The organism is Listeria sp. ILCC796, from assembly GCF_900186175.1.
Taxonomy (GTDB): Bacteria; Bacillota; Bacilli; order Lactobacillales; family Listeriaceae; genus Listeria; species Listeria goaensis.
In genome coordinates this window covers 1-25,388 of the sequence record NZ_FYBV01000013.1, presented here as the reverse complement: position 1 = coordinate 25,388, position 25,388 = coordinate 1, and the positions used below count along the sequence as shown (strand labels likewise).

The 25,388-nt window shown below is 38.7% G+C and carries 24 protein-coding genes and 5 tRNA genes; 10 read left to right on the top strand and 19 right to left on the bottom strand.

The features are described 5' to 3' along the window. Positions 1 to 83: 83 nt before the first annotated feature. The 10 genes from CFS04_RS12175 to CFS04_RS12130 all read right to left on the bottom strand — a co-directional run bounded on the left by CFS04_RS12175 (position 84) and on the right by CFS04_RS12130 (position 13,994). A complete protein-coding gene (locus tag CFS04_RS12175) occupies positions 84 to 2,342 on the bottom strand; it encodes a glycoside hydrolase family 65 protein (RefSeq protein WP_088810960.1) in 2,259 nt (752 codons plus the stop codon). Positions 2,343 to 2,353: 11 nt separating this feature from the next. Further along, entirely contained in the window at positions 2,354 to 3,154 is an 801-nt protein-coding gene (locus CFS04_RS12170) for a DUF1189 family protein (protein WP_088810959.1), read from the bottom strand. Between the two features lie 24 nt (positions 3,155 to 3,178). Continuing rightward, entirely contained in the window at positions 3,179 to 4,030 is an 852-nt protein-coding gene (locus tag CFS04_RS12165; RefSeq protein WP_088810958.1) for a sugar ABC transporter permease, read from the bottom strand. Continuing rightward, the gene (locus tag CFS04_RS12160) at positions 4,030 to 5,337 is read right to left on the bottom strand and encodes a sugar ABC transporter permease (protein ID WP_088810957.1); all 1,308 of its coding nucleotides are present in this window, start codon (positions 5,335 to 5,337) and stop codon (positions 4,030 to 4,032) included. The genes CFS04_RS12165 and CFS04_RS12160 overlap by 1 nt, the downstream gene beginning before the upstream one ends. Positions 5,338 to 5,402: 65 nt before the next feature. Further along, complete coding sequence (locus tag CFS04_RS12155; protein WP_088810956.1) at positions 5,403 to 6,662, bottom strand: extracellular solute-binding protein; 1,260 nt, start codon at positions 6,660 to 6,662, stop codon at positions 5,403 to 5,405. Positions 6,663 to 6,844: 182 nt separating this feature from the next. Then, positions 6,845 to 8,602, bottom strand: a complete 1,758-nt coding sequence (locus CFS04_RS12150) for a glycoside hydrolase family 13 protein (RefSeq protein ID WP_088810955.1) — start codon at positions 8,600 to 8,602, stop codon at positions 6,845 to 6,847. Between the two features lie 134 nt (positions 8,603 to 8,736). Then, positions 8,737 to 10,122, bottom strand: a complete 1,386-nt coding sequence (locus tag CFS04_RS13190) for an immunoglobulin-like domain-containing protein (RefSeq protein ID WP_088810954.1) — start codon at positions 10,120 to 10,122, stop codon at positions 8,737 to 8,739. A gap of 230 nt (positions 10,123 to 10,352) precedes the next feature. Next, complete coding sequence (locus tag CFS04_RS12140) at positions 10,353 to 11,327, bottom strand: LacI family DNA-binding transcriptional regulator (RefSeq protein ID WP_088810953.1); 975 nt, start codon at positions 11,325 to 11,327, stop codon at positions 10,353 to 10,355. 170 nt (positions 11,328 to 11,497) lie between these two features. Next, positions 11,498 to 11,746, bottom strand: a complete 249-nt coding sequence (locus CFS04_RS12135) for a hypothetical protein (protein WP_088810952.1) — start codon at positions 11,744 to 11,746, stop codon at positions 11,498 to 11,500. A 418-nt stretch (positions 11,747 to 12,164) separates the two neighbouring features. Beyond that, the gene (locus tag CFS04_RS12130; RefSeq protein WP_088810951.1) at positions 12,165 to 13,994 is read right to left on the bottom strand and encodes an APC family permease; all 1,830 of its coding nucleotides are present in this window, start codon (positions 13,992 to 13,994) and stop codon (positions 12,165 to 12,167) included. A 265-nt stretch (positions 13,995 to 14,259) separates the two neighbouring features. Between CFS04_RS12130 and CFS04_RS12125 the strand changes: the two genes are divergently transcribed. From CFS04_RS12125 to CFS04_RS12095, 7 genes are all read left to right on the top strand, one after another. After that, positions 14,260 to 14,331, top strand: a tRNA-Glu gene (locus tag CFS04_RS12125). A gap of 141 nt (positions 14,332 to 14,472) precedes the next feature. Beyond that, a tRNA-Thr gene (locus CFS04_RS12120) sits at positions 14,473 to 14,546 on the top strand. 11 nt (positions 14,547 to 14,557) lie between these two features. After that, positions 14,558 to 14,641 (top strand) — tRNA-Tyr (locus CFS04_RS12115). Between the two features lie 4 nt (positions 14,642 to 14,645). Then, positions 14,646 to 14,720, top strand: a tRNA-Gln gene (locus tag CFS04_RS12110). Between the two features lie 5 nt (positions 14,721 to 14,725). Continuing rightward, positions 14,726 to 14,798: transfer RNA gene (locus CFS04_RS12105), tRNA-Lys, on the top strand. A 66-nt stretch (positions 14,799 to 14,864) separates the two neighbouring features. After that, complete coding sequence (locus tag CFS04_RS12100; protein ID WP_159457909.1) at positions 14,865 to 15,518, top strand: phosphatase PAP2 family protein; 654 nt, start codon at positions 14,865 to 14,867, stop codon at positions 15,516 to 15,518. Positions 15,519 to 15,591: 73 nt separating this feature from the next. Beyond that, positions 15,592 to 16,674 carry an FAD:protein FMN transferase gene (locus CFS04_RS12095; protein ID WP_088810949.1) on the top strand — a complete coding sequence of 361 codons (1,083 nt, stop codon included), beginning with the start codon at positions 15,592 to 15,594 and terminating at the stop codon, positions 16,672 to 16,674. Positions 16,675 to 16,718: 44 nt separating this feature from the next. On the opposite strand, the gene CFS04_RS12090 is transcribed toward CFS04_RS12095, so the two are convergent. Further along, positions 16,719 to 17,357, bottom strand: a complete 639-nt coding sequence (locus CFS04_RS12090) for a GntR family transcriptional regulator (RefSeq protein WP_088810948.1) — start codon at positions 17,355 to 17,357, stop codon at positions 16,719 to 16,721. A 189-nt stretch (positions 17,358 to 17,546) separates the two neighbouring features. Here CFS04_RS12090 and CFS04_RS12085 point away from each other — a divergent pair, with 189 nt between their 5' ends. The 3 genes from CFS04_RS12085 to CFS04_RS12075 are packed head-to-tail and all read left to right on the top strand — an operon-like array spanning position 17,547 to position 20,164. Continuing rightward, positions 17,547 to 18,449 carry an ABC transporter ATP-binding protein gene (locus CFS04_RS12085; RefSeq protein WP_088810947.1) on the top strand — a complete coding sequence of 301 codons (903 nt, stop codon included), beginning with the start codon at positions 17,547 to 17,549 and terminating at the stop codon, positions 18,447 to 18,449. After that, positions 18,442 to 19,677 (top strand): ABC transporter permease, encoded by a 1,236-nt coding sequence (locus CFS04_RS12080; protein ID WP_088810946.1) that lies wholly within the window; start codon positions 18,442 to 18,444, stop codon positions 19,675 to 19,677. The genes CFS04_RS12085 and CFS04_RS12080 overlap by 8 nt, the downstream gene beginning before the upstream one ends. Positions 19,678 to 19,690: 13 nt before the next feature. Next, positions 19,691 to 20,164, top strand: a complete 474-nt coding sequence (locus tag CFS04_RS12075) for a GNAT family N-acetyltransferase (RefSeq protein WP_088810945.1) — start codon at positions 19,691 to 19,693, stop codon at positions 20,162 to 20,164. Between the two features lie 402 nt (positions 20,165 to 20,566). Here CFS04_RS12075 and CFS04_RS12070 read toward each other — a convergent pair whose 3' ends face one another. From CFS04_RS12070 to CFS04_RS12035, 8 genes are all read right to left on the bottom strand, one after another. After that, entirely contained in the window at positions 20,567 to 20,821 is a 255-nt protein-coding gene (locus tag CFS04_RS12070; RefSeq protein WP_088810944.1) for a hypothetical protein, read from the bottom strand. Between the two features lie 232 nt (positions 20,822 to 21,053). Next, entirely contained in the window at positions 21,054 to 21,485 is a 432-nt protein-coding gene (locus tag CFS04_RS12065; RefSeq protein WP_088810943.1) for a hypothetical protein, read from the bottom strand. 140 nt (positions 21,486 to 21,625) lie between these two features. After that, positions 21,626 to 22,057 carry a hypothetical protein gene (locus tag CFS04_RS12060; RefSeq protein WP_088810942.1) on the bottom strand — a complete coding sequence of 144 codons (432 nt, stop codon included), beginning with the start codon at positions 22,055 to 22,057 and terminating at the stop codon, positions 21,626 to 21,628. Between the two features lie 375 nt (positions 22,058 to 22,432). Further along, complete coding sequence (locus CFS04_RS12055) at positions 22,433 to 22,780, bottom strand: dihydroorotate dehydrogenase (quinone) (RefSeq protein WP_088810941.1); 348 nt, start codon at positions 22,778 to 22,780, stop codon at positions 22,433 to 22,435. Between the two features lie 106 nt (positions 22,781 to 22,886). Then, entirely contained in the window at positions 22,887 to 23,177 is a 291-nt protein-coding gene (locus tag CFS04_RS12050) for a hypothetical protein (protein ID WP_088810940.1), read from the bottom strand. Positions 23,178 to 23,451: 274 nt separating this feature from the next. Further along, entirely contained in the window at positions 23,452 to 23,928 is a 477-nt protein-coding gene (locus tag CFS04_RS12045) for a hypothetical protein (RefSeq protein ID WP_159457910.1), read from the bottom strand. A 403-nt stretch (positions 23,929 to 24,331) separates the two neighbouring features. Further along, positions 24,332 to 24,715 (bottom strand): hypothetical protein, encoded by a 384-nt coding sequence (locus CFS04_RS12040; protein WP_088810938.1) that lies wholly within the window; start codon positions 24,713 to 24,715, stop codon positions 24,332 to 24,334. An 11-nt stretch (positions 24,716 to 24,726) separates the two neighbouring features. Beyond that, a partial coding sequence (locus CFS04_RS12035; protein ID WP_255377792.1) for a hypothetical protein occupies positions 24,727 to 25,388 on the bottom strand: 662 nt, incomplete at its 5' end.

The window sequence follows — 25,388 nt, the reverse complement described above, 5'->3', positions numbered from 1 at the left end:
CCATAAAAAGAAATCAAAAAGGCAGTTTGTTAAAGATTTTTATAAGAAAAAAGCTTTGCCAGATTTCTAGCAAAGCTTTTTTCTTATTGGTATGCGACTTTTAATTCTGTTGTAGATGTGAGCAAGTATTGAACACCGTAAACGAAAACTGGAATTTCATCTCCCGCAAGGAGTTTTAAGGTTACTTGGTCCTTTTCTACGCGAACTTGAACGAGTGTATGGCGGTAATTAATTTTGAAGGCATAATCATTCCATGTTTTTGGCAAGAAAGGAGCGAATTCTAGTTTTTCTTGCGTTGTGCGCATGCCCGCAAATCCTTGTACGATGGCGAGCCAGCTGCCGGCCATTGAAGTGATGTGCAGGCCGTCTTCTGTGTCGTTGTTGTAGTTATCTAAATCGAGGCGCGCTGTCCGTTCGTACATCTCGACGGCTTTGTCGTACTTGCCAATTTCAGACGCGAGGACGGCGTGAATCGCCGGCGACAAGCTAGATTCATGGACGGTTAGCGGCTCATAAAACTCGAAGTTACGCTGTTTGGTGTCGAAATCAAATTGATTCGGGAAATAGTATATGCCTTGTAGCACGTCCGCCTGCTTGATAAAGCAGGAGCGCAAGATTTTATCCCAAGACCAATTTTGATTTAAAGGCAGATCGGTATCTTTGAGCGTGTCGGTTGCGCGTAGTTCCTTGTCTAGGAAGGTGTCATGTTGAATAAAGATTTGCCACTTTTCATCGTACGGGAAATACATGCGTTTGACGATGTCTTGCCATTTTTCAAGTTCTTGCTTGCTAATATGCAGGCGCTCTGCCGCTTCTGCATCTACGTGTTGCAACGTAAATTGTAGCGTCCAACTTGCCATGTAGTTGGTGAACCAGTTATTGTTGACGTTATTTTCATATTCATTTGGTCCGGTCACGCCGTGAATCATATATTTGCTTAAACGGTCGGATAGGTGAACACGATCTGCAAAGAAGCGGCTAATTTCAACTAAAACGTCAAGGCCGTATTCGGCGAGATAGTTTTTGTCTCCCGTATAGGTCACATAGTTGTATATCGCGTACGCAATTGTGCCGTTTCGATGGATTTCTTCGAATGTGATTTCCCATTCGTTGTGGCATTCAATTCCGGTGAAGGTGACCATCGGATAGAGTGCGCCGTCTAAACCGATTTTTCGCGCGTTTTGTTTCGCTTGTTCGAGTTGGTTAAAACGGTATTTCAGAAGGTTGCGCGGCACTTCTTCGCTCGTTAGTGCCAAATACATTGGGAGCGCAAACGCTTCTGTGTCCCAATACGTTGCACCACCGTATTTTTCTCCTGTGAAGCCTTTTGGACCGATGTTTAAACGGGCATCTTCGCCGTAGTATGTGGAAAACAATTGGAAAATGTTGAAACGAATTCCTTGTTGCACAGAATCGTCTCCCGATATCACCACATCGGCTTTATTCCAACGTTCGCCCCATGCTGCGACTTGCTCATCGAACAGATTTTCAAACGTTTTCGCCGCTTGGCTCGCTAGAATTGCTTGCGCGCGTTGCTCCAAGTCAGTTGTATCCCGCGAAGTTGTGATGATCACACGCTTTTCAAGGGTGACGGCTACATTCTGCTTCGCTAAAACCTTAAACCTTTTTTCGGTATAAAGCGCGCTTGAGTGTTCTGTTTCCGCCAAAACTTTACCCGAAATTTTATTTTCCATCAACGCATGAATCGTAAAACGTTCCGTATCAAATGCATTTGGGATAGTCCGTGTGGTTAACGAATTTTCCGTCACATGGACAGCTTCCCAAAACATTTCGTCATAGTTGGCATCTTCATTGTGGACTTCTCCGTCTAAAAATGGCGCTAAAACAAGTTCTGCGTCGCCGTCTAGTGCTGTAACCGTGTACGTTATAACCGCGAGTTCGCGCGTTTGAATGCTCAAAAATCGAGTGGCGCGAATTTCGTAGCGCTTCTCATTTTTTAGTACGGTGAATTGCCGCGTCAAAATCCCTTTTTGCATATCAAGTGTCATATCAAAATCGATTAATGTATCCGTGTATAAATCCAGTTTCTCCCCATCAATTAGCACTTCAATGCCGATAAAATTAAGTGCGTTAATAACTTTTCCGAAATAATCTGGATAACCGTTTTTCCACCAACCGACGCGCGTTTTATCTGGGAACCAAACACCTGCAATATAAGTGCCTTGGTGTGTGTCGCCTGAATACCCTTCTTCAAAATTGCCACGCATGCCCATGTAGCCATTTCCAATCGATGTTAAACTTTCCTGCAAACGTTTTTGTTCTTTATTTAATTCTTTCGTTTTCAGTTTCCATGCGTCTATCTCGAATAATCGTTGCCTCATGCTAAATCCTCCTAAACTAACCTCACATCTTCTTTGTAAAAACGGGTTTTTAAAAATGTCATTGCAATGAGTAAGACCGCACCGAGTGACTGAATCCCAATCATTACTGTAATATCAAAATAAATGAAACCGAAAATGGTCGCGATGAGCGTTGGTAGCCCAATTGCATTCAGTGATAAATTCATCGCTTCTTTAAACGAATTGATTTTTGAAAAAGAGCTCTTTTTCGTGAGCGCCAAGCAAATGGCACTAAAAAGTACGAGCATGAGCGAGCTCACGAGCGTTAGCGTTCCTAAAACGAAAACCATTCCTAGAAATACTATCGGTTTGTACTGCGCGTACCAAGTCGTGTTAATAAACTCTTCCAAGTTTGTCACGACGCCAGATTCCGGATAGGCTAAGGAAAACTGGTAGCCTGACGCATCTTTTAAGTCTAAACGGGTTTCACCAAATGAAATGGCGTTTTTAGCCGTATCAAACGTTTCTTTTGGGACGAAAACGCCAGACACAGAAGCGTCGTCTTGAAAAATCATTTCGCTTGCATTCACTAGTTTTCCGTCTGCAATTTTAAGCCCGTCAAACTGACTAGCCGCCTGATTTGTCGCAAGCGCATCTAAACCGCTCGTCCATTTCAGAATTTCAAAGTCATTTTGCTTCGCTTGGTGGAGCGAAATTGGTATCAGAAGTAGCGCATTCAGCAAAATGAAGCAAAAAATCATTTTCAACCACGAAAGGTTTTTTCGGGCTGCAAAAATCCGCTTAGGGCTCCAAATATTTGGAAAATATAGTTCCGGGAAGGTTTGCTTTTTCATTTTAGGACTCCTTTCAAAAAATGATTACCCTTTCGTACCGCCTGCCGTCAAACCAGAAACAAAGTTTTTTTGCAAGAAGAAGAAAAGGAGACAAATTGGCAGTGCCGCAAGTATGGCTCCGGCCGCGAACAGCGCCACTTTTTGTTGCTGTGGGTTTGAAATGAAGCTTTGCAAACCGACCGCAATCGTTAAGTTTTCTGGCGTGCGTAGTAAAAATTTCGCGAGTAGGAAGTCGCCAAACGGTCCCATGAATGCCCAAAGCGCTTGAACGGCAATCATCGGCCTTACGAGCGGCAAAATAATTTGCCCGAAAATCCGGAAATGCCCGGCCCCGTCTAGTTTTGCCGATTCGTCCAAATCGCGCGGGACGGTGTCGAAGTAGCCTTTCATGAGCCACGTGTTCATCGGAATCCCGCCGCCGATATAAATAAGCGTTAGGAACCAGTAGTGATCAAGCGCCCCAAGGAGCATCGCTAGCACGTAAAAAGCAGTTAGCGCCGCCATTGTTGGCACCATTTGAATGATTAAAAAGAATACGAGGCTGTTTTTACGCCCTTTAAAACGGTATCTGCTATACGTGTAGCCGGCAAATGTGACGATTGTAACCTGCAAAATCATTGTGAACGTCGCAATAATTAGCGTGTTTTTATACCAATCGAGGTAAAGTGTTTCATTAAACAGACGCACAAAATTATTTAGCGTCCAGTCGTCCGACCATTCGAGTGAGAAGGCCGCAATGTTGCCCGGTTTAAACGCTGAGGATGCTGTAATCAAGATTGGATAAAGGATAACGACAGAAAGCGCGAGTAAAAACAAATACGTGAAAAACTTCGTTAAAAAGTTCGTTGTGCGTTGATCTTTAAAAAATGCTTTCATTACATCATCTCCTCATTTCCGAATGCATTGGTTTTCTTAAAGGCAATCATGGAAACCCCGATGACAATCGCTGAAATAATAAGCGTCACAGCCGCTGCCAGTGCATATTGCGGGGACGTCCCCGTCGTAAGTTTGTAAATCCATGAAATTAAAATATCGGTCGAGCCGGCACCACCACCGACACTGCCTGGTCCCCCTTCATTAAAGAGGTATATAATTGAGAAATTGTTAAAATTAAACGTGTACTGCGTAATAAAAACGGGTGCCGTGACAAATAAAATCATCGGCAGCGTAATCTTTCTAAAACGCGCCATCGCGCTTGCGCCGTCAATTCGCGCCGCTTCGTAGAGCTCGCCCGGAATGGCTTGCAAGACGCCTGTCACCATCACGTAAATGTACGGGAAACCGAGCCATCCTTGGATAGAAATGAGGGCTACCTTTGTCCAAAATGGATCCGTCTTCCATGAAATGGCGCCAATATCAACAAATGGCAAATGATTGAGTAGCGGAATGACTTGCGAATTAATCGCGCCAATGCTGTCATTAAACATGTTTGAAAAACTCATAATCGTAATGAAAGCCGGAACCGCCCATGGTAACAGGAAGATAACACCAAAAAGGCGTTTTCCTTTAATAAAGCTTTGGTTGGCAACGATTGCGGTGAATACACCTATCACGATTTGTAACGTGGTCGCACAAAGTGTCCAAACAATCGTCCATGAGAACACGCTTAGGAATGTGTCGCGGTAAGCGCTCAAGAAGAAAATATTAAAGAAGTTTTTAAACCCTACCCAGTCGATTAGATTCGCTGGTGGGATATGGTAAAAATCGTAATTCGTGAATGCCATGAAAAGTGTAACTAGTACGGGGAAAATGATAACAAATGTCATCACAATATAAGCTGGCATCGTAAAGAGATATGGAAAGCCTTTATCCACCATATTTTTTAAGATGGCTTTTGTGCTAACATTGACACTTTCACCGAGGTTCCACTGTTTGGCTACTCGATTTGCATCGTATAAATTAAGTATGTAAAAGCCAATAAAAATCATTGTGATAATGAGTTGCAACGTGCCTTCAATCAAGAGAAAGAGCGAATGATCGACACCAGGAATAGATCCAAGCGTAATCAAATTATATAAAGCTCGAAAACCGAACATGACAAGCTCTATGACAAACAAAACGAAAATAAGTAAAAAGATGATTCCTTTAAAATTTTGCTTATTATAAAACTGGCCTAGACCGGGAATGATTGATAACAAAGTCGCTTTACGGACATTTTTTATTTCCTTTTGTTCGATATCCATTTTGTGACCCTCTCACTTCTTTATAGTCCGTCTGGGAAAGCGTGGCAGCTTTCCCAGACGTCATTTTATTTCGTGTATTTTTGTGAAATGTTATCTTCAATTACTTTTACAGCATCATCTGCTGATTTTTGAGGTGTTTTCTTGCCAGAAGCTGCATCAAACATTAAGTTTTCTGCCCCTGTCCAAACTTCAGCCATCTCTGGAATATTTGGCATAGGTTGCGCATTTTCATATTGTTCGATAACTGCATTGGTTAATTCATCATTTTTATCAAGAGCAGCTTTTCTTGCCGCAGTATTTGCTGGTACTTCATTTGTTAAATCATAAAGTGTAGATTGATTTTTTTCATTTGTTACATAATCTAAGAATTTTTGTGCTAAATCTTTGTTTTTCGAGTAGTTGCTAATCACCCAGCCTTTACCACCTGCAAACGGCGAGTATTCTTTGCCATTTGGAAGCGTTGGAATTTTAGCAACCCCGTAATTTAATTTCGCTTCTTTGTAGTTTGCTGCCGACCAAGGACCACCAATGATTGCCGCTGTTTTCCCTTTAACAAATTGGTCTTGAATAAAGTCATCGGCACTCTTATTATCTTGCATTCCTTTTGGCCATACATCTTGGAACCATTTCGTAGCGTAAGTAATACCTTCTACAGAGCCTTTATTATTTAAACCAATATCTTGTGGATTCGTACCATCATCACCAAAAACATAGCCACCGTATCCAGCTAAAAGTCCATAAGAGAAGTAGAAATCAGTCCATTTCGCTAAGAAACCAATATTTTTACCTTTTTCTGAACTAAAATCAAATCGCGCGTCTTTCGAGATGTTTTCTAAATCGCCAAATGTTTCAGGCGCCTTATCTAACAAGTCTTTATTATAATAAAGCACAACCGTTTCAATAATCGCTGGTGCTCCGTATATTTTTCCGTCTATTGTGACTTGTTTTGCATCTTTTTCATCATATTGATCTTTATTTCCTAGTTTCACTTCCGCCAAGTGCCCTTGTTGTCCAAGTCCCCCGATTCGGTCATAAGCAGACATCATAACGTCTGGTGCCGTTCCAGCTGGCCCATCAAGTGGCAGCGCCTCTAATTGTTCAAACATATCTTTTTCAACAATTTTGATTTTCGCATCATTTTCTTTCTCAAAATCGCCTTTTATCGAGTCTATATATTTTTTGTAGCCGCTATCAACTGAAACAGTTAATGTTTTCGTATCCCCACCACTTGCTTTATCATCAGATGCTCCCCCGCCACATGCTGCTAGACTTAGAACAAGACCAGTTGCCAGTCCTAAAACACCAAGTTTCTTTTTCAAATCCATTACCTTTTCCTCCTCAAATTTAAAAAATCAGTTTGACGCTTCTTTGTAAAACTAGGTTAACCTTACATGTATTATATCCTCTTCAAGAAAACGTTTTCAACACAAATTTTCATGTTACCGATAACAGAATTTCGGAAACTTATTTGTGAAAAATACGCAAACTCGTTTCCAAAACCTGCTTCCTATTTCACAATCCGGAAACCTTCTTTTGGCACGATAACTTCCGCACCCAACTTCTCATCGTGAAAAACGTCAACGCCCGCTTCCACGCGCACTGCTTTCTCTTCTTTTGCTTGGTTAAAAATAAAGGTGAGCGCTTCTCCGTCTAGTTCGCGTTTAAAAATAACCAAGCCTTCCTGAACCCGACTAATATCCCAAATCAGTTCGCCGCGTGAAATGAGTGCTTGATACTCTTTTCGAATCGCAATTAACCGTTTTGTAAAGGCCAACATCTCTAAATCTTGTTGCGCTTCTTCCCAAACCATACATTTTCTGCACAGCGGATCGTTCGCGCCGTCCATGCCGATTTCCGTTCCGTAATAAATGCACGGTGAACCTGTGTGGGCAAACATGAACGCAAGTGCCTGTTTTACTTTATCTTTATTTCCATCTGCTCGCGTTAAAATTCGCGCCGTATCATGACTGTCAAGCATATTAAACATGACTTCGCTCACTTGTTTCGGATAGCGCATATATTGCTCATTAATACTTGCAACCATCTTCTCAGGCGAAATTTTATTTTCAATAAAGTTTTCAATAATTGTTTGTGTGAACGGATAGTTCATCACCGCATCAAATTCATCGCCAAGTAACCAAATCCACGAATCATGCCAAATTTCACCTAAAATATACACATCTTCTTTTTCGTTTCGCACCACTTGGCGGAATTTTTTCCAAAAAGCATGGTCGACTTCGTTCGCAACATCAAGGCGCCAGCCGTCAATATCAAACTCACGAATCCAGTAAGCCGCAATATCAAGTAAGTATTTTTGCACGTCTGGATGACTCGTATTTAATTTTGGCATGTGTGTAGTAAAGGCGAAGGTATCATATGAAATCGACGTCGCATTCTCCACATTCCCATTTTCTCCGTAACGAACTGGAAAACTATGCACGTGGAACCAGTCTTTATAGCGCGATTTCTCCTCATTTTGAACGACATCTTGCCACATTTCACTCGTATCCCCAATGTGGTTAAAGACAGCATCAAGCATCACTTTTATCCCGCGTTTATGCGCTTCATCAACAAGCTTTCTGAACGTTTCTTTATCGCCAAAATGCGGATCAATTTTCATATAGTCGAGTGTATCGTACTTGTGATTCGTAGGCGCCTCAAAAATCGGCGTCATATAAATCCCGTTAATTCCGAGATTTTCCAAATAATCTAAGTGCTCGATTATCCCCACTAAATCACCGCCAAAAAAGTCGGTCGTGCTTGGGTCCTTACTGCCCCAAGGAAGTGCATTTTCTGGTGATAAACTTGGCTCTCCGTTTGCAAACCGTTCTGGGAAAATTTGGTACCAGATAGTGTTTTTAACCCACTCCGGCGCTTTAAAAGTATCCACCTCATGAATGAATGGAAATTTAAAATAATAGTCCATCGTGTTCAAATTAACGAGCGTATCTTCAAAAAAACCACGTCCGCCGTAAAATATTGTATCTCCTTCGAAATCCTCTAGAATAAAACCATATTGCACACGTCTACGCTCCGGTTTTAATACAAAAGCAAAATAGTCGTGCTCTTCCGTCGTGGCGATTTTTTTCATTTCAAGGCGCTCGCTCATCCATTTCTCGTTTTCATAATCATACGGATCTGCACAAATTAGCGTAACCTTTTTAATATCGTCCTTTTTTGCCCGAATGCGGATATGTAAATCAAAACCATCATAACTAAATGCATAGTGACTTGCCGGTTGATGATAAATTGCAGCTTTTTCCACTAATACGTCCTCCTTTTTATTTTCTACCCCAACGTTAGCAAACAATGTAACCGCTCGCAATCTTTTTTTCCTCGTTAACGGTAACAAAAAAATACACCTAACTTTTTAAATAAAAGGTAGGCGTATTTCGTATACTATAATTTTCTTCTAGAAAGCTTCCACGCACCGTAGACAAATGCAGCTCCTGCCAAAACATAAGCGCCTTCCTTGTCGTCACCCGTTTGAGGTAATGTAAGGTTTGTTTCCTCCTGCGCATCGCTATCACTTAGGGGGCTTTCATTATTTGGGCTTGTATTTTCACTGGAATAGGTCGCTTGCTTTTTCGAATTCTCTTCGGTTACCTCTTCTGGCTTAGAACCTTCTTTATCCGCCTGAGCCGAATCTACAACATGAACTTCACTCGTTGCCGTTGTCACATTCTTATCATTATCTGAGACTTTATATTGGACGACATAATCTCCTGCTTTTGAGGTATCGACAGCTTCGCTAATCTCAATTTTGTCCGTCAAATCACCATCTTCTTTATCATAAGCTGTCACATTCTCTTTCAAGTTGATTTCGCTTCCAGAAGCTACTGTTTCATCCTCTACACCTGAAATAACAGGGGCTTCGTTTTGAATAACCGTCACTAGAGGAGATGTCTCAACCGAACCATCGCCATTTACATCTAGCGGGGTAACACTTCCATCATCACTAAACGCTGCATAATTAACATAAAAGCTAAAATTTGCCGGGAGTTTCGATGGTAGCATCATCGAAAAATGACCACTTTCATCAACGGTTGCTCTCGCTTCCGATTGACTTGATTTTTGCCATGACTCCATTTCTGCATATTCACTTGAAAAGGTTTCTTTAGAGCTAGGTGCTGGTGTGAGTATCACCGTTTCACCTGGTTCACCAGTTCCAGTTATTTCAGTACTACTGCTATTCACCGGATTGACAGTTATAGGCGCCACGTCTGCTCGGGTTACACTTAAATTTGATACCGTACCTTCCAATGAGCTCCCTGTCCCTTCAGTAGTGATATTAATCGTTGTTTCTTCCGACATAGCTCTAAATTGAATTTTACCGTCTTTCGTTTCTTGTGGAATAATAGTTGGCGTCGTATTGGGTGCATAAATTCCACCATCGACAAATTGAATATTTATATTCTCGGCGTCAGCCTTTAATTCATATACTTTTCCTGGCTCTGTCTCAAAAGTTTGCTGCAAATGATGATTTTCATAAACCCCATCCTTTCGCAATGTTTCTGGAATCATTTTCATAGAGCCGTCTTGGTTAAAGTTAATACCAATAAAGCTTTGTTTTACCTTGTCTTCCCCTTCTTTTCGCCAACCTGTCCACCCTGTTGTATTCATAAATTCAGTGTTTTCTAGAAGATTAGTTTTTTCAGTTTCGCTCGTAGTCTGAATTATATTTTCTGCATGAGATGTCTCCGCGGAAACTTGATTCGCAATTGGAAGGGCTACTAAACTCGTTGTGCAAAAAAATACTAATCCAAGATAATATCTTTTTTTCATCCGGTTTATTTGCCTCCTATATTTAGTTGCCGAAGTTTAACTGCTAAATCCTCTATTTTAGATAACTTCATTATAAAGAATAAAATTGATAACGCGCTTTGACTTTACTTAAAATCACATGAGATATTCTAAAAGCTTATTAATAGTAGCCAGAGTAAATTCACATTTTTAAACAAAAAAATACTCTTAACCTCTAGCTCGAGAACTAAACGTTAAGAGCATTAAATAGCCTAGTAGAAAGATTGTTCTGCCCCGGTAGTTGAACCGCGGACGATTAATTGCGGTTCGAATAAGATATTATCTTGAGGAGCTCCGGCGTCATTTATTTTCCGAAGAAGCATGCGCGCCAGTTCCTCCCCCATCTCAATAACAGGCGATTGAACAGTCGTAATATGCGGCGAAGAAATACGATCTAAGAAAACACCGTCAAAACCAGTGACCGCAAAATTCTCACCAAATTTCCGTCCAAAACTCAGTCCTGCTCGAACGACTCCGATTGCAATTCGGTCAGAAGCGCAAACATACGCAATATCATTGGAGTTGTAGCGGAGCAAATCAATCCCTTTCTGCTCTGCCACACGTGAACTGTTTTTTAAAAAATAGGATTCTGGAGTGAGCCCATGCCGGCGCATCGTTTCTTCAAACCCCGCCAAACGTGAAACCATAAATTGTTCTTCTAATAAATCAATCCCTAAAAAAACGATACGTTTAAAGCCTAAATTGATAACATGTTCCGTTGCAAGTCGCGTTCCTTTTTTATTATCCACATCGATAAAATCATAACCACGCGTATTTTCCCCATACAAAATGACAGGCTTTTCAATATCTAACACGCCTAAATCAAAATCCTCGTTTCGAATACCTGTCACAATCAAGCCATCGTAAGAACCGATATTTTTGGATTTTCGTGTAACGAGCTGTAAGGAATAAAAATGCTTATCTAACTCCCTGCTAATCCCCGTCAGTAAATTCATGTAGTATGGCTCAACCGTATCAATTTCTTCTAAAATCAAAAATTTTATCACCTGCGTCCGGTTTTGTACAAGTGCTCTTGCAGCAAAGTTAGGTACGTAGTCAAGCTCTTTCATCGCTTTAAAAACAAGGGTTTTTAATTCATCAGAAACTTGATCAGGATGATTGATAACGCGCGAAACTGTCATTTTTGAGACATTCGCTTTTTTTGCGACATCTGCTAATGTGGCCATCAAAATCCCCTTCCAATTCAAATCTTGTACTTTAATTGTATCATTTTTTCCGATTAGGACAAGAAAATAAAAAATATCAGACTACTGATAAATAACTTTTAACAGCAATCTGACTTTAATTTATCTTATAATTTTTCTACAAACCGAAGTATTCAGGCAAAAGTAATCCGTTAGGCCTTGTTGTACTGTGTCCCCATTTTCTTCTTGGGTGACTCTTTCGCGCGATATGTACGCACGTTTTCTGCGACAAGTTTACACAACTGATGCGTTGTACCTATAATAACGCCTGCTATACATGAGATGAGTGCCACAATAAAAAAGTTTAGTAGCGGGGAAGCCACGCTATTCATAGCCGCAATACCAAGAATAAAAATGATACAAGCTGGTAATACAAAATATCTAATATCCTGTTCCGACATTCAACGCACCCCTACTTTCATAACTTTGTGAAAATCTCTCACTTACAACTTTAGTATACTCCGATAAATGGCATTTTTCAAGGGTTTTTCAAAACGTCACAAATTTGTCAAGTTTGCGCTTTTTTTTCGACAAATGGGACAATAACACGCTTTTCAACTTCCTTACAAGCTAACTTTGTTTACGACATCAAAATGATACAATTGTTATCTTTTTGTAAAACCAAATTGTTACTAAATGCCCAATTTTGTATTTCATTGTATATAAGGCTACAAAAAATCCTCTTTTTGTTAAGACAAAAAGAGGATTTTCGAACGAATGTCATTTTAAAAACGGGATTTCCTGCTTTTTACAAAGCCAAAAGAAGTTGTTATTCTATAGCTGTTCCACAAATTACTTTTTCTTTCCCCCGAAGAAAAACTATTCCTTCAAATGGTATGGATACGTAGCAACAACGACATCGCGTTTCATCATAAGCTTCGTTCGTATCATAAGGCTAGTCTGATTATGCAGAACATTCTCCCAGCCTTTTTTAGGAATAAACTGCGGAATGAGCACAGTTAATGAATAATTATCCTGATCCGCTTTTTGTTTTGCGGTATCAATAAACTTCATCAGCGGTTCGGAGATGGACCTATATGTTGAATATAAGTGGGCAATTCTAACTTCGGGATGAACCCGATTCCACCTTTCAACAAACTCCTTCCCTTGTACACGGTCCACAGATACATGAACCGCTATGACTGTGTCTCCAATTGATTTCGCATATTTTAATGCCCCTTCTACAACTCTTGTCGTATCTGAAACTGCAATAATAACGGCATTTCCTTTAAAGTCAGGCATATCAAGATCCATCGACTCATCGACTCTAAGTTGCGGACCAAGCTTCACATAATGCCTTCTCGTCCTGTGGAATACATAAATCATGATTGGCAAGAAAATGAAAACCGGCCAAACAGATTCAATTCGTGTTAGAAAGAGCACAATTAAAACAGTAAATGAAATGACTGCTCCGAGCAGATTCGCTGCAAGTTTTTTCTTCCAACCTTCTGACTTTTCTTTCCACCATTTTACAATCATGCCCGATTGCGATAATGTAAACGGAATAAACACCCCGACAGAATATAATGGCACAAGTAATTCAGTTTTTCCTTTAAATAAAATGATCAACACGATGGAGCCAACTGCAAGTGTGATAATCCCGTTCGAATAACCTAAACGATCGCCACGCGCTAAATACATTCTTGGCATGTATTTATCCTTAGCCAAATTAAAAGCAAGCAGCGGGAAAGCTGAAAAACCGGTGTTTGCTGCGAGTACTAAAATGAGCGCAGTAGTTGCTTGAATAAAGTAAAACATGAAATTACGTCCGAAAACATTTTCAGCGATTTGAGATAGCACTGTCACCTTAAGTTCGGGTACTGTTCCGTACATAAAGGCAAGCAAGGTAATTCCTAAAAAGAAAAAACCTAATAATGAAGCCATAATCGTCAAAGTCTTCGCTGCATTTTTAGCTTGCGGCTTTTTAAATAGAGGTACTGCATTTGAAATGGCTTCGATACCTGTCAAAGAGGCAGAACCTGATGCAAAAGCTCGTAGTAACAAGAATACGGTAACACCTTGAACGTGTGTCCCGACGGATGCTGTTTCGTGAGTGGCATCAACACCCATTATTAGTTTAAATAGTCCCGTAAATATTAAAACGACAATAGAAAAAACAAATAAATAAACGGGAATTGCTAATATGCTTGCGGATTCTGTAATCCCACGTAAATTAATGATTGTCACGATAATGACTAATACAATAGCAATTGGAACCGCAAAAGGAAATAAAGAAGGGATTGCCGATATGATTGCATCGGTACCAGAAGATACACTTACAGCGACCGTTAACATATAATCGACAAGGAGTGAACCTCCGGCCACTAAGCCAGCATTTTTTCCTAAATTTTCTCTTGAAACAACATACGCCCCGCCCCCGTGAGGGTAGGAATAAATGATTTGTTTGTAGGATAAATTTAACGCTAGTAATAAGATAAGTACACAAAGTGCGATTGGAAGTGAATACCACATTGCCGCTGCACTGACGGTAACAAGAACAAGCAAAATTTGTTCTGTCCCATAAGCAATAGATGAAAGTGCATCTGATGATAAAACTGCGAGTGCTTTTAATTTCCCTAATTTTTGTTCCCCTGCTTCTGAACTTTTAAGCGGGCGCCCAATTAATAATCTTTTAAGAGGCGAAGCCATGATATTCCCTACCTTTTTTAGTTTAATTTAAAATAAGCAAAAAACAATATGACAAATTATAGCATAGCTAGCCATAGAAGTAACGAGTTTTTTTATTCTTCCTAATAAAGTGCCCATATTGCAATCAAATTTATAGATTAATACCCTCTTTTCAATAAGAAAACGTATTTTTATTTTCAGAAAAGTGAAACTTTATTTTAGGTATTTACAAATCTATAAAGTGTTTATATAATAGATTTTGGCTGTAAAATTACTTTTTATTTTTGGCCCGTTGGTCAAGCGGTTAAGACACCGCCCTTTCACGGCGGTAACACGGGTTCGAATCCCGTACGGGTCATCGTAATACTTATTTCTTAAAACTAGCTTTATTTAAGAAAATGTTATATTATGATGAAGTAACTTTTAATGGAAGTTGTGTTTACATCTGAAATTTTAAAAGAGACTGATATGTGTTGCCTCAACGTTCAGATGTGCTTACGCCGACTTAGCTCAATCTGGTAGAGCAACTGAATCGTAATCAGTAGGTTGCGGGTTCAATTCCTGCAGTCGGCATCTTAATATTTGGAGGAGTAGCGAAGTGGCTAAACGCGACGGACTGTAAATCCGTTCCTTAGGGTTCAGTGGTTCGAATCCACTCTCCTCCACCAGTAATGGGCTATAGCCAAGCGGTAAGGCAACGGATTTTGATTCCGTCATGCGCTGGTTCGAATCCAGCTAGCCCAGCCATTTTTGAGCCATTAGCTCAGTTGGTAGAGCATCTGACTTTTAATCAGAGGGTCGATGGTTCGAGCCCATCATGGCTCATCAAGGATGAAAGATTTTTCTTTCATCCTTTTTTCTTACTATAAAACAAAAAAGGGCGAGGTGAATATGATGGCTGACAAAGCTACTCAAAAATATTCGTTTTTAATGATTAGTATTATTTGCTACTTACTTTTTCTTTTTCTATGGATTGGTGTGATGTTTCAACTCTCTTTCATCTCAAAGCTGGATGATACGCTTATCCCTCTTGTTCAAGGAAACATGACAGATGTAAAAACCCAATTCTTTACAATACTTACACAATTTGGTGGCACTGTAGCTATGATTATTTTCTCTCTTATTACGGTTATCATTGTGTGGCGCAAATTAGGCGTGAAAATTGCGGTCTGGACGGGTGCGACATTTTTTTTAGGTGAGCTTTTGCTGCCACAAATTTTTAAACATATCACTTTACGTCCGCGGCCAGATGAACCGCTAATTCCTATTTCCGGCTACAGTTTCCCAAGTGGTCATGCGACAGGCTCCACGACTTTCTACGGGTTTTTAGCCATCTTACTTATTCTTTTTTACCTAAAGAAAAAAAGCAGTAAAGTTATTGTGCCACTTCTATTTGGCTTTTTCGTGATACTGGTGATGATTTCTCGGGTGTACTTATCGGTGCATTATCCGAGTGATGTTCTCGCTGGGTGCTTACTTGGTTTGGGGACGATTTTCCTTGCGACTTTTATTTATGAACGGGGTTATTTCCGGATTAAAAAGTAGTCCACTAGCCTTATTGACTTCATTTGTTTAACAAGTTACATTAATAGCGTAGGAAAAAATTCGAGGTGACATAATGAAAAAAAGAAGATTGCTTGTTAGTATTGCGACTTGCTCAGTTCTTCTCTTGTCTAGTTGCGGGGAAGCTCCGAAAGAGGCAAAAAGCGAAACGAGTCAAGCAGAGCGCCATTTAGCTTCTAATCCGTACACGAAAACGGAGTTCCTGATGGGGACCGTTGTAACGCTTACAATATATGATGATGGAAAAGAAGCTGTTTTAGATAAAGGATTTGACCGCGTTCGCGAACTCGCAAATAAAATTGATGTAAATGATGAACAAGAAAGAGCATCTGAAATTGATAAAATCAACGAACAAAGCGGTGTTGCACCCGTTAAAGTTGATGATGATATTTTCTACCTCATAAAAGAAGGCATTAAATATAGTGATCAAACAAGTGGTACGAAAGATATTACAATTGGCCCGATTACTTCTCTTTGGCATATTGGTTTTCCAGACGCGAGAAAGCCGTCTCAAAGCGAAATCGATGCTAAATTACCGCTTATCAACTATAAAAATGTAGAACTAAATGAGGACGATAAAACGGTTTATTTAAAAGAAAAAGGTATGGAACTTGATTTAGGTGGTATCGCCAAAGGGTTTATCGCTGATGAAGTTGGAAAAGTGTTTAAAGAAAATGGCGTCACAACGGCCATCATTGATTTAGGCGGAAATATTTTGCTTCAAGGAGAAAGTCCTAAAGGTGGCGATTGGAATGTTGGGATTCAAGACCCCTTCTCCCCACGCAATACGATTCTCGGCAAAGTGCCTGAACAAAATAAATCGATTGTTACTTCCGGGATTTACGAGCGCTATTTAGAAGTAGATGGCAAAAAATACCACCATTTATTTGATCCTAAAACGGGTTATCCGTTTGATAATGATATTGCGGGTGTTTCCATTATTAGTAAAAAATCAATTACTGGTGATGGCCTCTCCTCTGCAGCTTTCTCAAAAGGCATTAAAGAAGGACTTAAATTCATTGAATCGCACGATGGTGTAGAAGCCATTTTTGTAAGCAAAGATAAAAAAGTCTATATTACATCCGGCTTAAAAGGGGAATTCGAATTGACGAATGACGATTTTAAGATGGGAAATTAAAAAAATAGTTTGGAACAACGTTAAATTTTGTTCCAAACTATTTTTTATGAACCAAAAAGTAAATTTACGTTATGCACATAAAATTGATTGAGCGTTTGATGACATTTTTCAAATTCTCGCTTATCGAGTGAATCAATTAGCGTGTCCAAGTAGTCGATTATGCCACGTGCTTGCACATTAAAAAACGCCTGCCTATCTTCCTTTTCTAAAGAGATTAAAAGAGCAATTAAATAATCCGTATTTTTTTCTAGACTGGGCATTTCTGTATGCTCAATCATGCAGCCGTAAAAATTACGGATTCCACTTGTTAGAACATCAAAATTTTGTTCGCGAACAGCTAGTTTAATTTTCATAAGTTCCTGTTTTAAACAATCAAAACAAACGGGAACATCTTTTTCTTCTAATTTTTGAACAGCATAATTTAAATTATAAAAAGTCATTTTTAGCCTTGATATTAGGCGAAAATCTGCATAGTCAGTTGTAAGTATCTTGTAATCAAAGCTAAGCAAGCCAGTTTCCACTAAATTTTCAAGTGCATCCATCGCAAAAGGTCGGCAAACATTAAATCTGCGCATGACGTATTCCACTGAAATCTTTTCTTCTCGCTTGAACTTATGGTTCAAAATATCTTTTTTTAATTCTGCATAAATTTCGTCTGCAACGAAAGTTAATTTTTTCCTCATATAACTACCTTCTTCTTTAAAAAAATAAAAATATTTTGAGATACTGTTATCATATCGAATTATTCGCTCATTTTTAAATCAATCTTTTCACTATAAAAGGAAAAAATTTACATTATCCGTAAATTTACGCAAGCAATTCTGCATTTTTTTGGTAGAATAGAATGTGTAGAAAAAAAAGGAGGAGAGCAAATGTCACTCGAATTACAGCATGTTACAAAACAATTTGGTCAGAAGATAGCTGTTGATGACTTATCTTTTAAAATCGAACCTGGCGAAATACTTGGTTTAATTGGCCAAAACGGGGCCGGCAAAACGACGACTTTCCGACTTGTTTTGCATTTTATAGAAGCAACAAGTGGGCAAATTACTTGGGACGGGCAACCAACTACTAAAATAAATCCTAATTTAATTGGCTACCTGCCTGAAGAGCGTGGACTTTATCCGAACGTTACAATTGAAGACCAGTTGCTTTTTTTTGCTGAACTAAAAGGAATGAGCAAAAAAAATGTTCTACCAGAAATTGATCGCTGGTTGGAACGAGCAGAAGTCGTCGGTAAGAAAAGTGATTTGGTGAAGACATTGTCTAAAGGAAATCAGCAAAAAATCCAGCTCATAAGCACTGTTTTACACAACCCCAAATTGCTTATTTTAGACGAACCCTTTAGTGGACTTGATCCTGTAAATGCTGAAATTCTTAAAAGCATTGTTTTTGAAATGAAGGCGCGCGGGACAGCCATTATTTTTTCAAGTCATCGCATGGAAAATGTCGAAGAACTCTGCGATTCATTAATCATGCTGAAAAAAGGAAAAACGGTCTTACACGGTGATACGGATTCGGTGAAGCTTAGTTTTGGAAGTAAAAGGATTCGCTTAAAATCTCCTTTTTCAAAAGAAGAATTACAGGTTTTGCCTGGTGTTAAGCAAGTCGAAGCGAAACGCGACGGTATTTTACAGCTTGAATTAGCCGATGAATCGTTTGCAAAAGCGGTTTTCGAACATGTGACAAAAGACGGCTTTATTCCAATGTTTAGCTTGGAGCCGCCAACGCTCGAAGAAATTTTCAAATGGAAAGCGGGTGAAGAAAATGAGTAAGTTTTCGGTCATCACGAAGCAAGTTTATAAGCGGCGCGTCAAAACGAAGTCTTTTCTCTTTTCACTGTTGTTTCCCATTTTAATCGCCGCTTTTATTGTCGGCTTGCCAAAAATTATGGATTATTTTAATAGTGATGATATGACTAAAATTGCGGTTTTAAGTGATAACGAAGCTTTTGTTTCGGCTTTTCAAAAAGATAAGGATTATTTTAAAGTACAAACCGATGTTAAGACGGAAGACGCAGCGAAGAAGGCTCTTTCAAATGGCAAACTAGACGGCTATCTCACGATTACGGATACAAACGGGCAAGTTTCAGCCGTATACACTACTGAAGAAACGGCCGGTCAAGAGGTGCTTGCACGTATTACGACCGACTTAACTGCTGCAAAGGTTGCTACAAAGGCAGAAAATTACAAGATTACGGAAGCCCAGCTACAAGACATTACTGCTCCTGTGCCCGTCAAAAATCATGTTGAATCAACTGACCAGCTGACGAATAAACAAAAAGAAGTGATGAGCGCCGCCATTTTAGTTTTAACCCTCGTCATCTTTATTTTTGTTGTCAGTTACGCGAATATTGTGGCGTCTGAAATTGCAACTGAAAAAGGGACGCGCATCATGGAAGTCATTTTGTCGAGCGTTTCTGCGACAACGCATTTGCTCGCTAAGCTCACTGCGATTATTTTAATGCTTCTCACGCAAATTGGCTTTTACATTGTGGTTTCGGTTTCCGTTATGCTCGTGATGAAAAACACGGATGTTGTGCAAAACATTTTAGATCAATTAGCGGCATTCCCAACCTACTATTTAATCCTAAACTTGCTCTTTATTTTGTTTGGTTTACTGCTTTATATTATTTTATCCGCGATGGTCGGGTCGATGGTACCAAACGTCGAGACGGTCGCACAGTTTATTTATCCGCTTACGATGCTCTCGATTCTCGGCTATTGGGGTTCGATTGCGGCGAGCAACGTGCCAGACAACATTCTCGTGATTATCGGCTCCTACATTCCGATGTTCTCACCGATGATGATGCTTGCGCGCATGGATTTACTTTCTGTTTCGAACACGGGCATTTTCATTTCACTCGGTATTTTAATACTCACAACAGCGCTCGCTTTCTTCCTTACGCTCAAGCTTTACAAAGGAAACGTGCTGCTTTACTCGAATGATGGGCTTATCAAAACCTTAAGAAAATCTTTTTCTTATGCTAAAAAATTAAATTAGAAGGTGACAAAATTTGGAAATTAGACATTCAAAAAAAGAAGATGCTGCGTCAATGATGGCGCTGGAACATTTAGTTTGGACACCCGGGACTACACCTAGCGAAATTCATTTTGACTCCCCCGCTGATTACTTAGCGAAAAACCCTGCTGGCGACAAATTTGTGGCAGTTAACGGGGACCAAGTTGTCGGCATTCTCGGCTACCACTCTCCGATTCCACTGCCATCAAACAAACATGTCGCAACACTCGACATCGCCGTGCACCCAGACTACCAAAAACAAGGCATCGCCAGCCAATTGATGACCTTCCTAAAAGAAAATGCCAAAAAAGAAGGTTACACCAAACTCCAATTGCGTGTCCTTTCCAAAAATGAAAAAGCGATTTCGTTCTATACGAAAAATGGCTTTCACGTGGAAGGACGCTTGGAGAAGGAATTTCTAATAAACGGGGAATATGTGGACGATATTATTATGGCGTATTTTTTGTAAAGAGAACTTCCACTAAAAATGGCGGATAGAGAAATAGATTGAAAAAAAGAGACGCATTTCCTGCATTAGGATTCGTTTCTTTTTTTAGTCCAATTATTAAAGAATTGTAACCACCATTGTGGGATAGCTCGTTTTCAAAGTCACTTGATGTAACCAATTGGCATTTTTTCTGTCACAAATGCAGAATAAAATCTGTGAAAAAAGAGAAACATTTCCTGTGTTAGGATTTGTTTCTCTTTTTTAGTTATTGTAACAATTAAATCAATAACTCCCTGCTTGCAACATATTTATACGAATCCATCAACTATTACATAAAACGTCTTTAAATTTTTCGATTTTCATAATCCTCCCATAATCATCATCCACATAAATATCATTCAAAAAATTCTTTTGTGAAAAAATTTACTTTAGTAATGAGACTGAAGAATAGGTTAGTATAATAAAATATGGGTGACTATAGGGAATATTTTTATTCTCCTCCTCTTCATACTCTTCCAATAGATTTTCAACATAATCATAAAAAATATGTTCTTCTCCAAAGTCTACAACGATTCTATTTCTATCTACATCCGCCATTTTATTTTTCTTATCATATTTAATTGCCTTTACTACCTCAAGATTAAAGTTCTCATCGCCAATTAAAATAATCCATTGCATGTTTTTAACTCCTCTTAAAAACTACTTTTTTTACCAGGTTTAGACGTCCACATACTTTACACTCCCATAATCATACAGCGTTCACAGATAAGCATGAGCTCGCATACAGGCAAAGTAAGGAAGTACTTTTAACTGTCTTAGATGACATTTTTGAGAATTATTTGGATGAGATTAATTCGGATGAATAGTATTAAAAGGGAGCTAAATTAACAGCTCCCTTTCTCGATTTGTCTTACCATTCCCCTAAACGAAAACTTTCACTATCAATTTCTTTTACAAAAATGGATATCCATTTTGCCGTATCATTCACAACCTCAGTTTCAATATATACTCCTTTTTTAGTTTCATATATTTCTTCAAAATCATCATACACGAAAGATGGTTCTATCTTTAAAAACTCCTCGCTCTTCATCCCTACCTTTATTTTACCAAAAAGAGTTCCTTTATATCCTCCAAGCGTTACAATTTTAAAAAGCTTTCCTGTCAATAGATCAAAAAATAATTCCAATGAATCGTCTATACTATAAACAATCCATGTATTGTGAAATACCTTTGTTTCCACATTTTTTCCAGTTATTATCTCTTTCACATCTTTGATAGTACTATATAGCTTTACTCCCCCCATACTTTCATATGGAATGATGGGTGCATTTACATCTATCATTTCACTTGTCTCCCTTCAAAAATAATTTGGAAAGCTTTTATAACCCACTATCTCTTTCCGAGAGGGGAAAGTGAAAGTTCTATTTTTTGATTTAATTAAGATTAATTTCTTATTATTACAATCTTGTTAATATAATACGTCTACCATTCACCTTTTTTAAATGCCTCCGTTCCTAGTTCTTTTACAAAAATAGATATCCATCTTACTGTATCATTCCGTGCCTCGGTTTCAATATATACTCCCTTTTCAGTTTCATACACTTCCTCAAAGTCGTCATATACAAAAGACGGCTCTATCTTTAAAAATTCTTCACTTTTCATACCTACTTTTATTTCGCCAAAAAGAGCCCCTTTGTATCCTGCCAGCGTCACAATTTTAAAAAGCTTTCCTGTCAATAGATCAAAAAACAGTTTTAACGAATCACCTATAGTATAGATAATCCGTACTTTGTTAAACACCTGTACTTCAACATTCTTTCCAGTAACAATCTCTTTCAACTCTTTAATGGTACTATATAGCTTTATTCCTCCTATACTTTCATATGGAACAATCGGCGCATTAATATCTATCATTTTTATCTTCCTCCTTCAAAAAACAACTGTTACATTTTTTTCGCCATTCAAGATATACAAAAACTCTTCTCCATATACAATTTTTATCTTACCCACATCTGCACTTGTTGTACTAATTTTAGTATATGGTAAATCCCCATGTCTTCCTCCACAATCAGGTTGAATTGCTTTTGTAGCCCCACTACCACCCTTGGGGCTGAAGCAAACTAAATAACCGCAGCTTTTCACTTTTTAGTTTAACATAACTTGCTCTTTTTTTGATACGAGTATTCAGTTGGCTTAAAAAGAAAATGATGGGAATAAAAAACGAGAAGCATTTCTTATATTGAAATTTACTTCCCGTTTTTATTCATTTAAAAGACAGTCAATTACACTTTAGGAGTACTCTATAAAAATTCTATTTGAGATATTATTTTTTACTAACGCAATTAGTTTCGTTAGAATTTGTTTACAAACCCCTTCTATTTCCGATTCAATAACTGATTCAAACTGTTTTAATGCTCCTTTATTATCGGGAATTTCCCAAGGGCTTTCATCATACCAGCCTTCATACAAGTGATAATAGTATGCCAGTGAAACCCATTTACCATCAGTTGGCTCAATCTTCTCCATAATATTATCAAAATACACTTCCCACATCTTAATCCCTTCTTTTTGCCCCTTCGACAAAGTATAAATATAAACTTCTGGATATCCCTCAAAACCTTTATAGTAATTGTCCATGTATACTTCTTCCTACTCTTTCCAGTGACCTGCCGATAACATCTTCTCTTGCTCAGATGTACTAACACCATTCTGCCTATCTGTTATCGCTCTTTGCCACTCGTTTTTACTTACCCAATTTATCCGTTCCTATTAAAATTTGCTGAGTTCGTCTTTTTCCTTCAGAATTACCCGGGATAGTTTTTTCAACAACAAAAGTATTTCCCTGTCCTTCTGGTGCACCTGGAGTTTTAGTATGCCAACGCACTTCAATAGTCTCGTCATTTTCTTTCCACTTATAGGATATTTGTTCGTGCCCATTTTTTGATTGTGCTTTTATATCTGCCGTATTCGGAATGTCTATGGGTGACTTTTTCTTATATTGATTAGCAATTTTAAGTTTTTCATCTTCTGACAAACTGGAAAGTTTAAGTACACTACCTCCCTTGGGGCTGGGAATGGGGAGAAAAGTGCTTGATATTTGTTTAGTTTAGCACATTATAAGATTCCACGCTTTCCTCGCTCTTGGTTTTTAAAGCTTTGCCTACAGGCGGTAGAGAGTTCGGCAGGTTGCCATGACTTCGGAAAAAGCACGTGTGCAAAAAAGAATTGGAGCACATCAATATTCTTCCTCCTGATAATAATCCTGAAAAAGACTCACAGCGAGGGTTACAACTGCGAGTCTTTTAAGTTTATAAATTATATGTTCCTTTAATTAAATCAATCTTATATTTCTTCTCATCTGTATCAACTACTAAAATTTCTCCATCTACTTGAGAATCTATGACAATATCTTTTAGCGATATATGCCATTTCTCCACTAAAGAATAGGTATTAAAAGCATAAATATCTATTTCACAAACGATAAAACTTGTATCCCCTATTACGTAAATTTCAAAAATCAAAGAGTCTAAACAGGCACTTGTGATATCTTGGGTTTTAGTATCTAATCTATAAATATTTGTGTCTAAAGAAAACACACAGATATAGTCAGAAACCATTTGAATAACTGGGAAAATTCCTTGGTCATCACTTATCAAACCTATTTCCAAATCATTAGCAAACCGTAAAATATAAAAAGCTTTGCCTGCTTGTGCTTCTCCCTCTAGTATTTCTAGAACTGGATATTCCATTAGTTCAGATTTCGTACCGACTTTAAATAATTGCAATTTTCTCCCTCTAATAATACCCCCTCCATATATTTTAGCCGTTATTAACTTCTCATTATCCCAGATAGACTCAATTTTAACTGAGCCGTTCGGACCAACTAAAAGCGACTCTCGCACTGTTTTACCATTATCTTGAACTTGTAATACGCTCTTCCTATCATTGAATGTCTTAGTTAGATGTGTTTCTAAAATGCCTGTATTTCGGGCTTTTTCCGTCTTTTTGTTTGTAGGCGTAGGGCGGTGTTACTTTTCCGACCTTTTTGGTCGTTCGCTCCGCTCTCTCCCAGCCACGCCTTGACACTACCGTTGCCGCTTCCTTCCGGGGCGGCTCGGCGTGGCTGGGATTTTTAAGATAAAACACTATTAATTTGTACAAATACACCATGGTATGAAGAAATAGAAATTATTTGTAATATATATCTATGCTGCTTATATTACTCCTTGCGTCATATTCAGACACGATTTTCCCCCACTCATATTGATGTCCACTTAGGATATTGTTTTCTTCCAATATTCTATCATGTAGCATTTTTCTTTCTTCTTCTTTTGATTCGGAAATCTCGCTATCACAATTAATTAAAGAGACAAGATATATTTTATTATTTCTAAAAAATAAACTTACATGGTACTTTTTCCCATCAATTATTTGCTTATCATCCAAATATATAATTCTTATACCATCCTGCCCATTATAATATTTACTTCTTTTAAAATCATCAAATTTATAACCCGGATACAATATTAATGTGTTACTGATTACAAATCTTCCATCGTTTACATCTATCATTCTCTTCTCCTTTATTTTTTGAGTATAATCTTATCAACTGGGACTAAGATTCCTTTCTCTATCAACTCATTTGCATCAGGTACAAAGACTTGTGGTAAACCTCCCTTTCCGTATTGAGGATTTGCCTTTGTTTTTCCAAAAGCTGCATCTGTATTTTTTGTTACTTTATAGCCCTGCATTTCACCCCTATACCCATGAACTGGATTTTTCTCAACTTGTAGCCCTTCATAGATCTTTGTTGCATCTCTCCCTGAACGTTCAACTGCAGATTTGGTCGTAAAGTAATCTGTTCCATTAGGTTCTCCCCTATACACGATTTTGCCTTCTTTTAGGGTTATATCTTTATACTTATCAACTCCCGGATATTTTCCGGAGCCTTGCCAACTTTTTGCAATCTCCGATGGACTTATAGCCCCACTACCACCCTTATACGCCTTACTCCCACGAGCTATCGCAGCGCCTAGGCCTACGCCTGATAATGCTGACATAATGCCGGATTCGGCTAGTTGGCCTTCCCAATCCTCCACATACGCAGAAGCTTGTAAGATGCTCCCTGCCGCGCCTGAATACACTTTTCCGTCCATGTAATACGTCTTATCTTGCCAAGCTTTCATGATTTTCTCGTTTAACTCTTCTAACGTTAGTATAGTATATTTATCCTCATCTTGGTAGT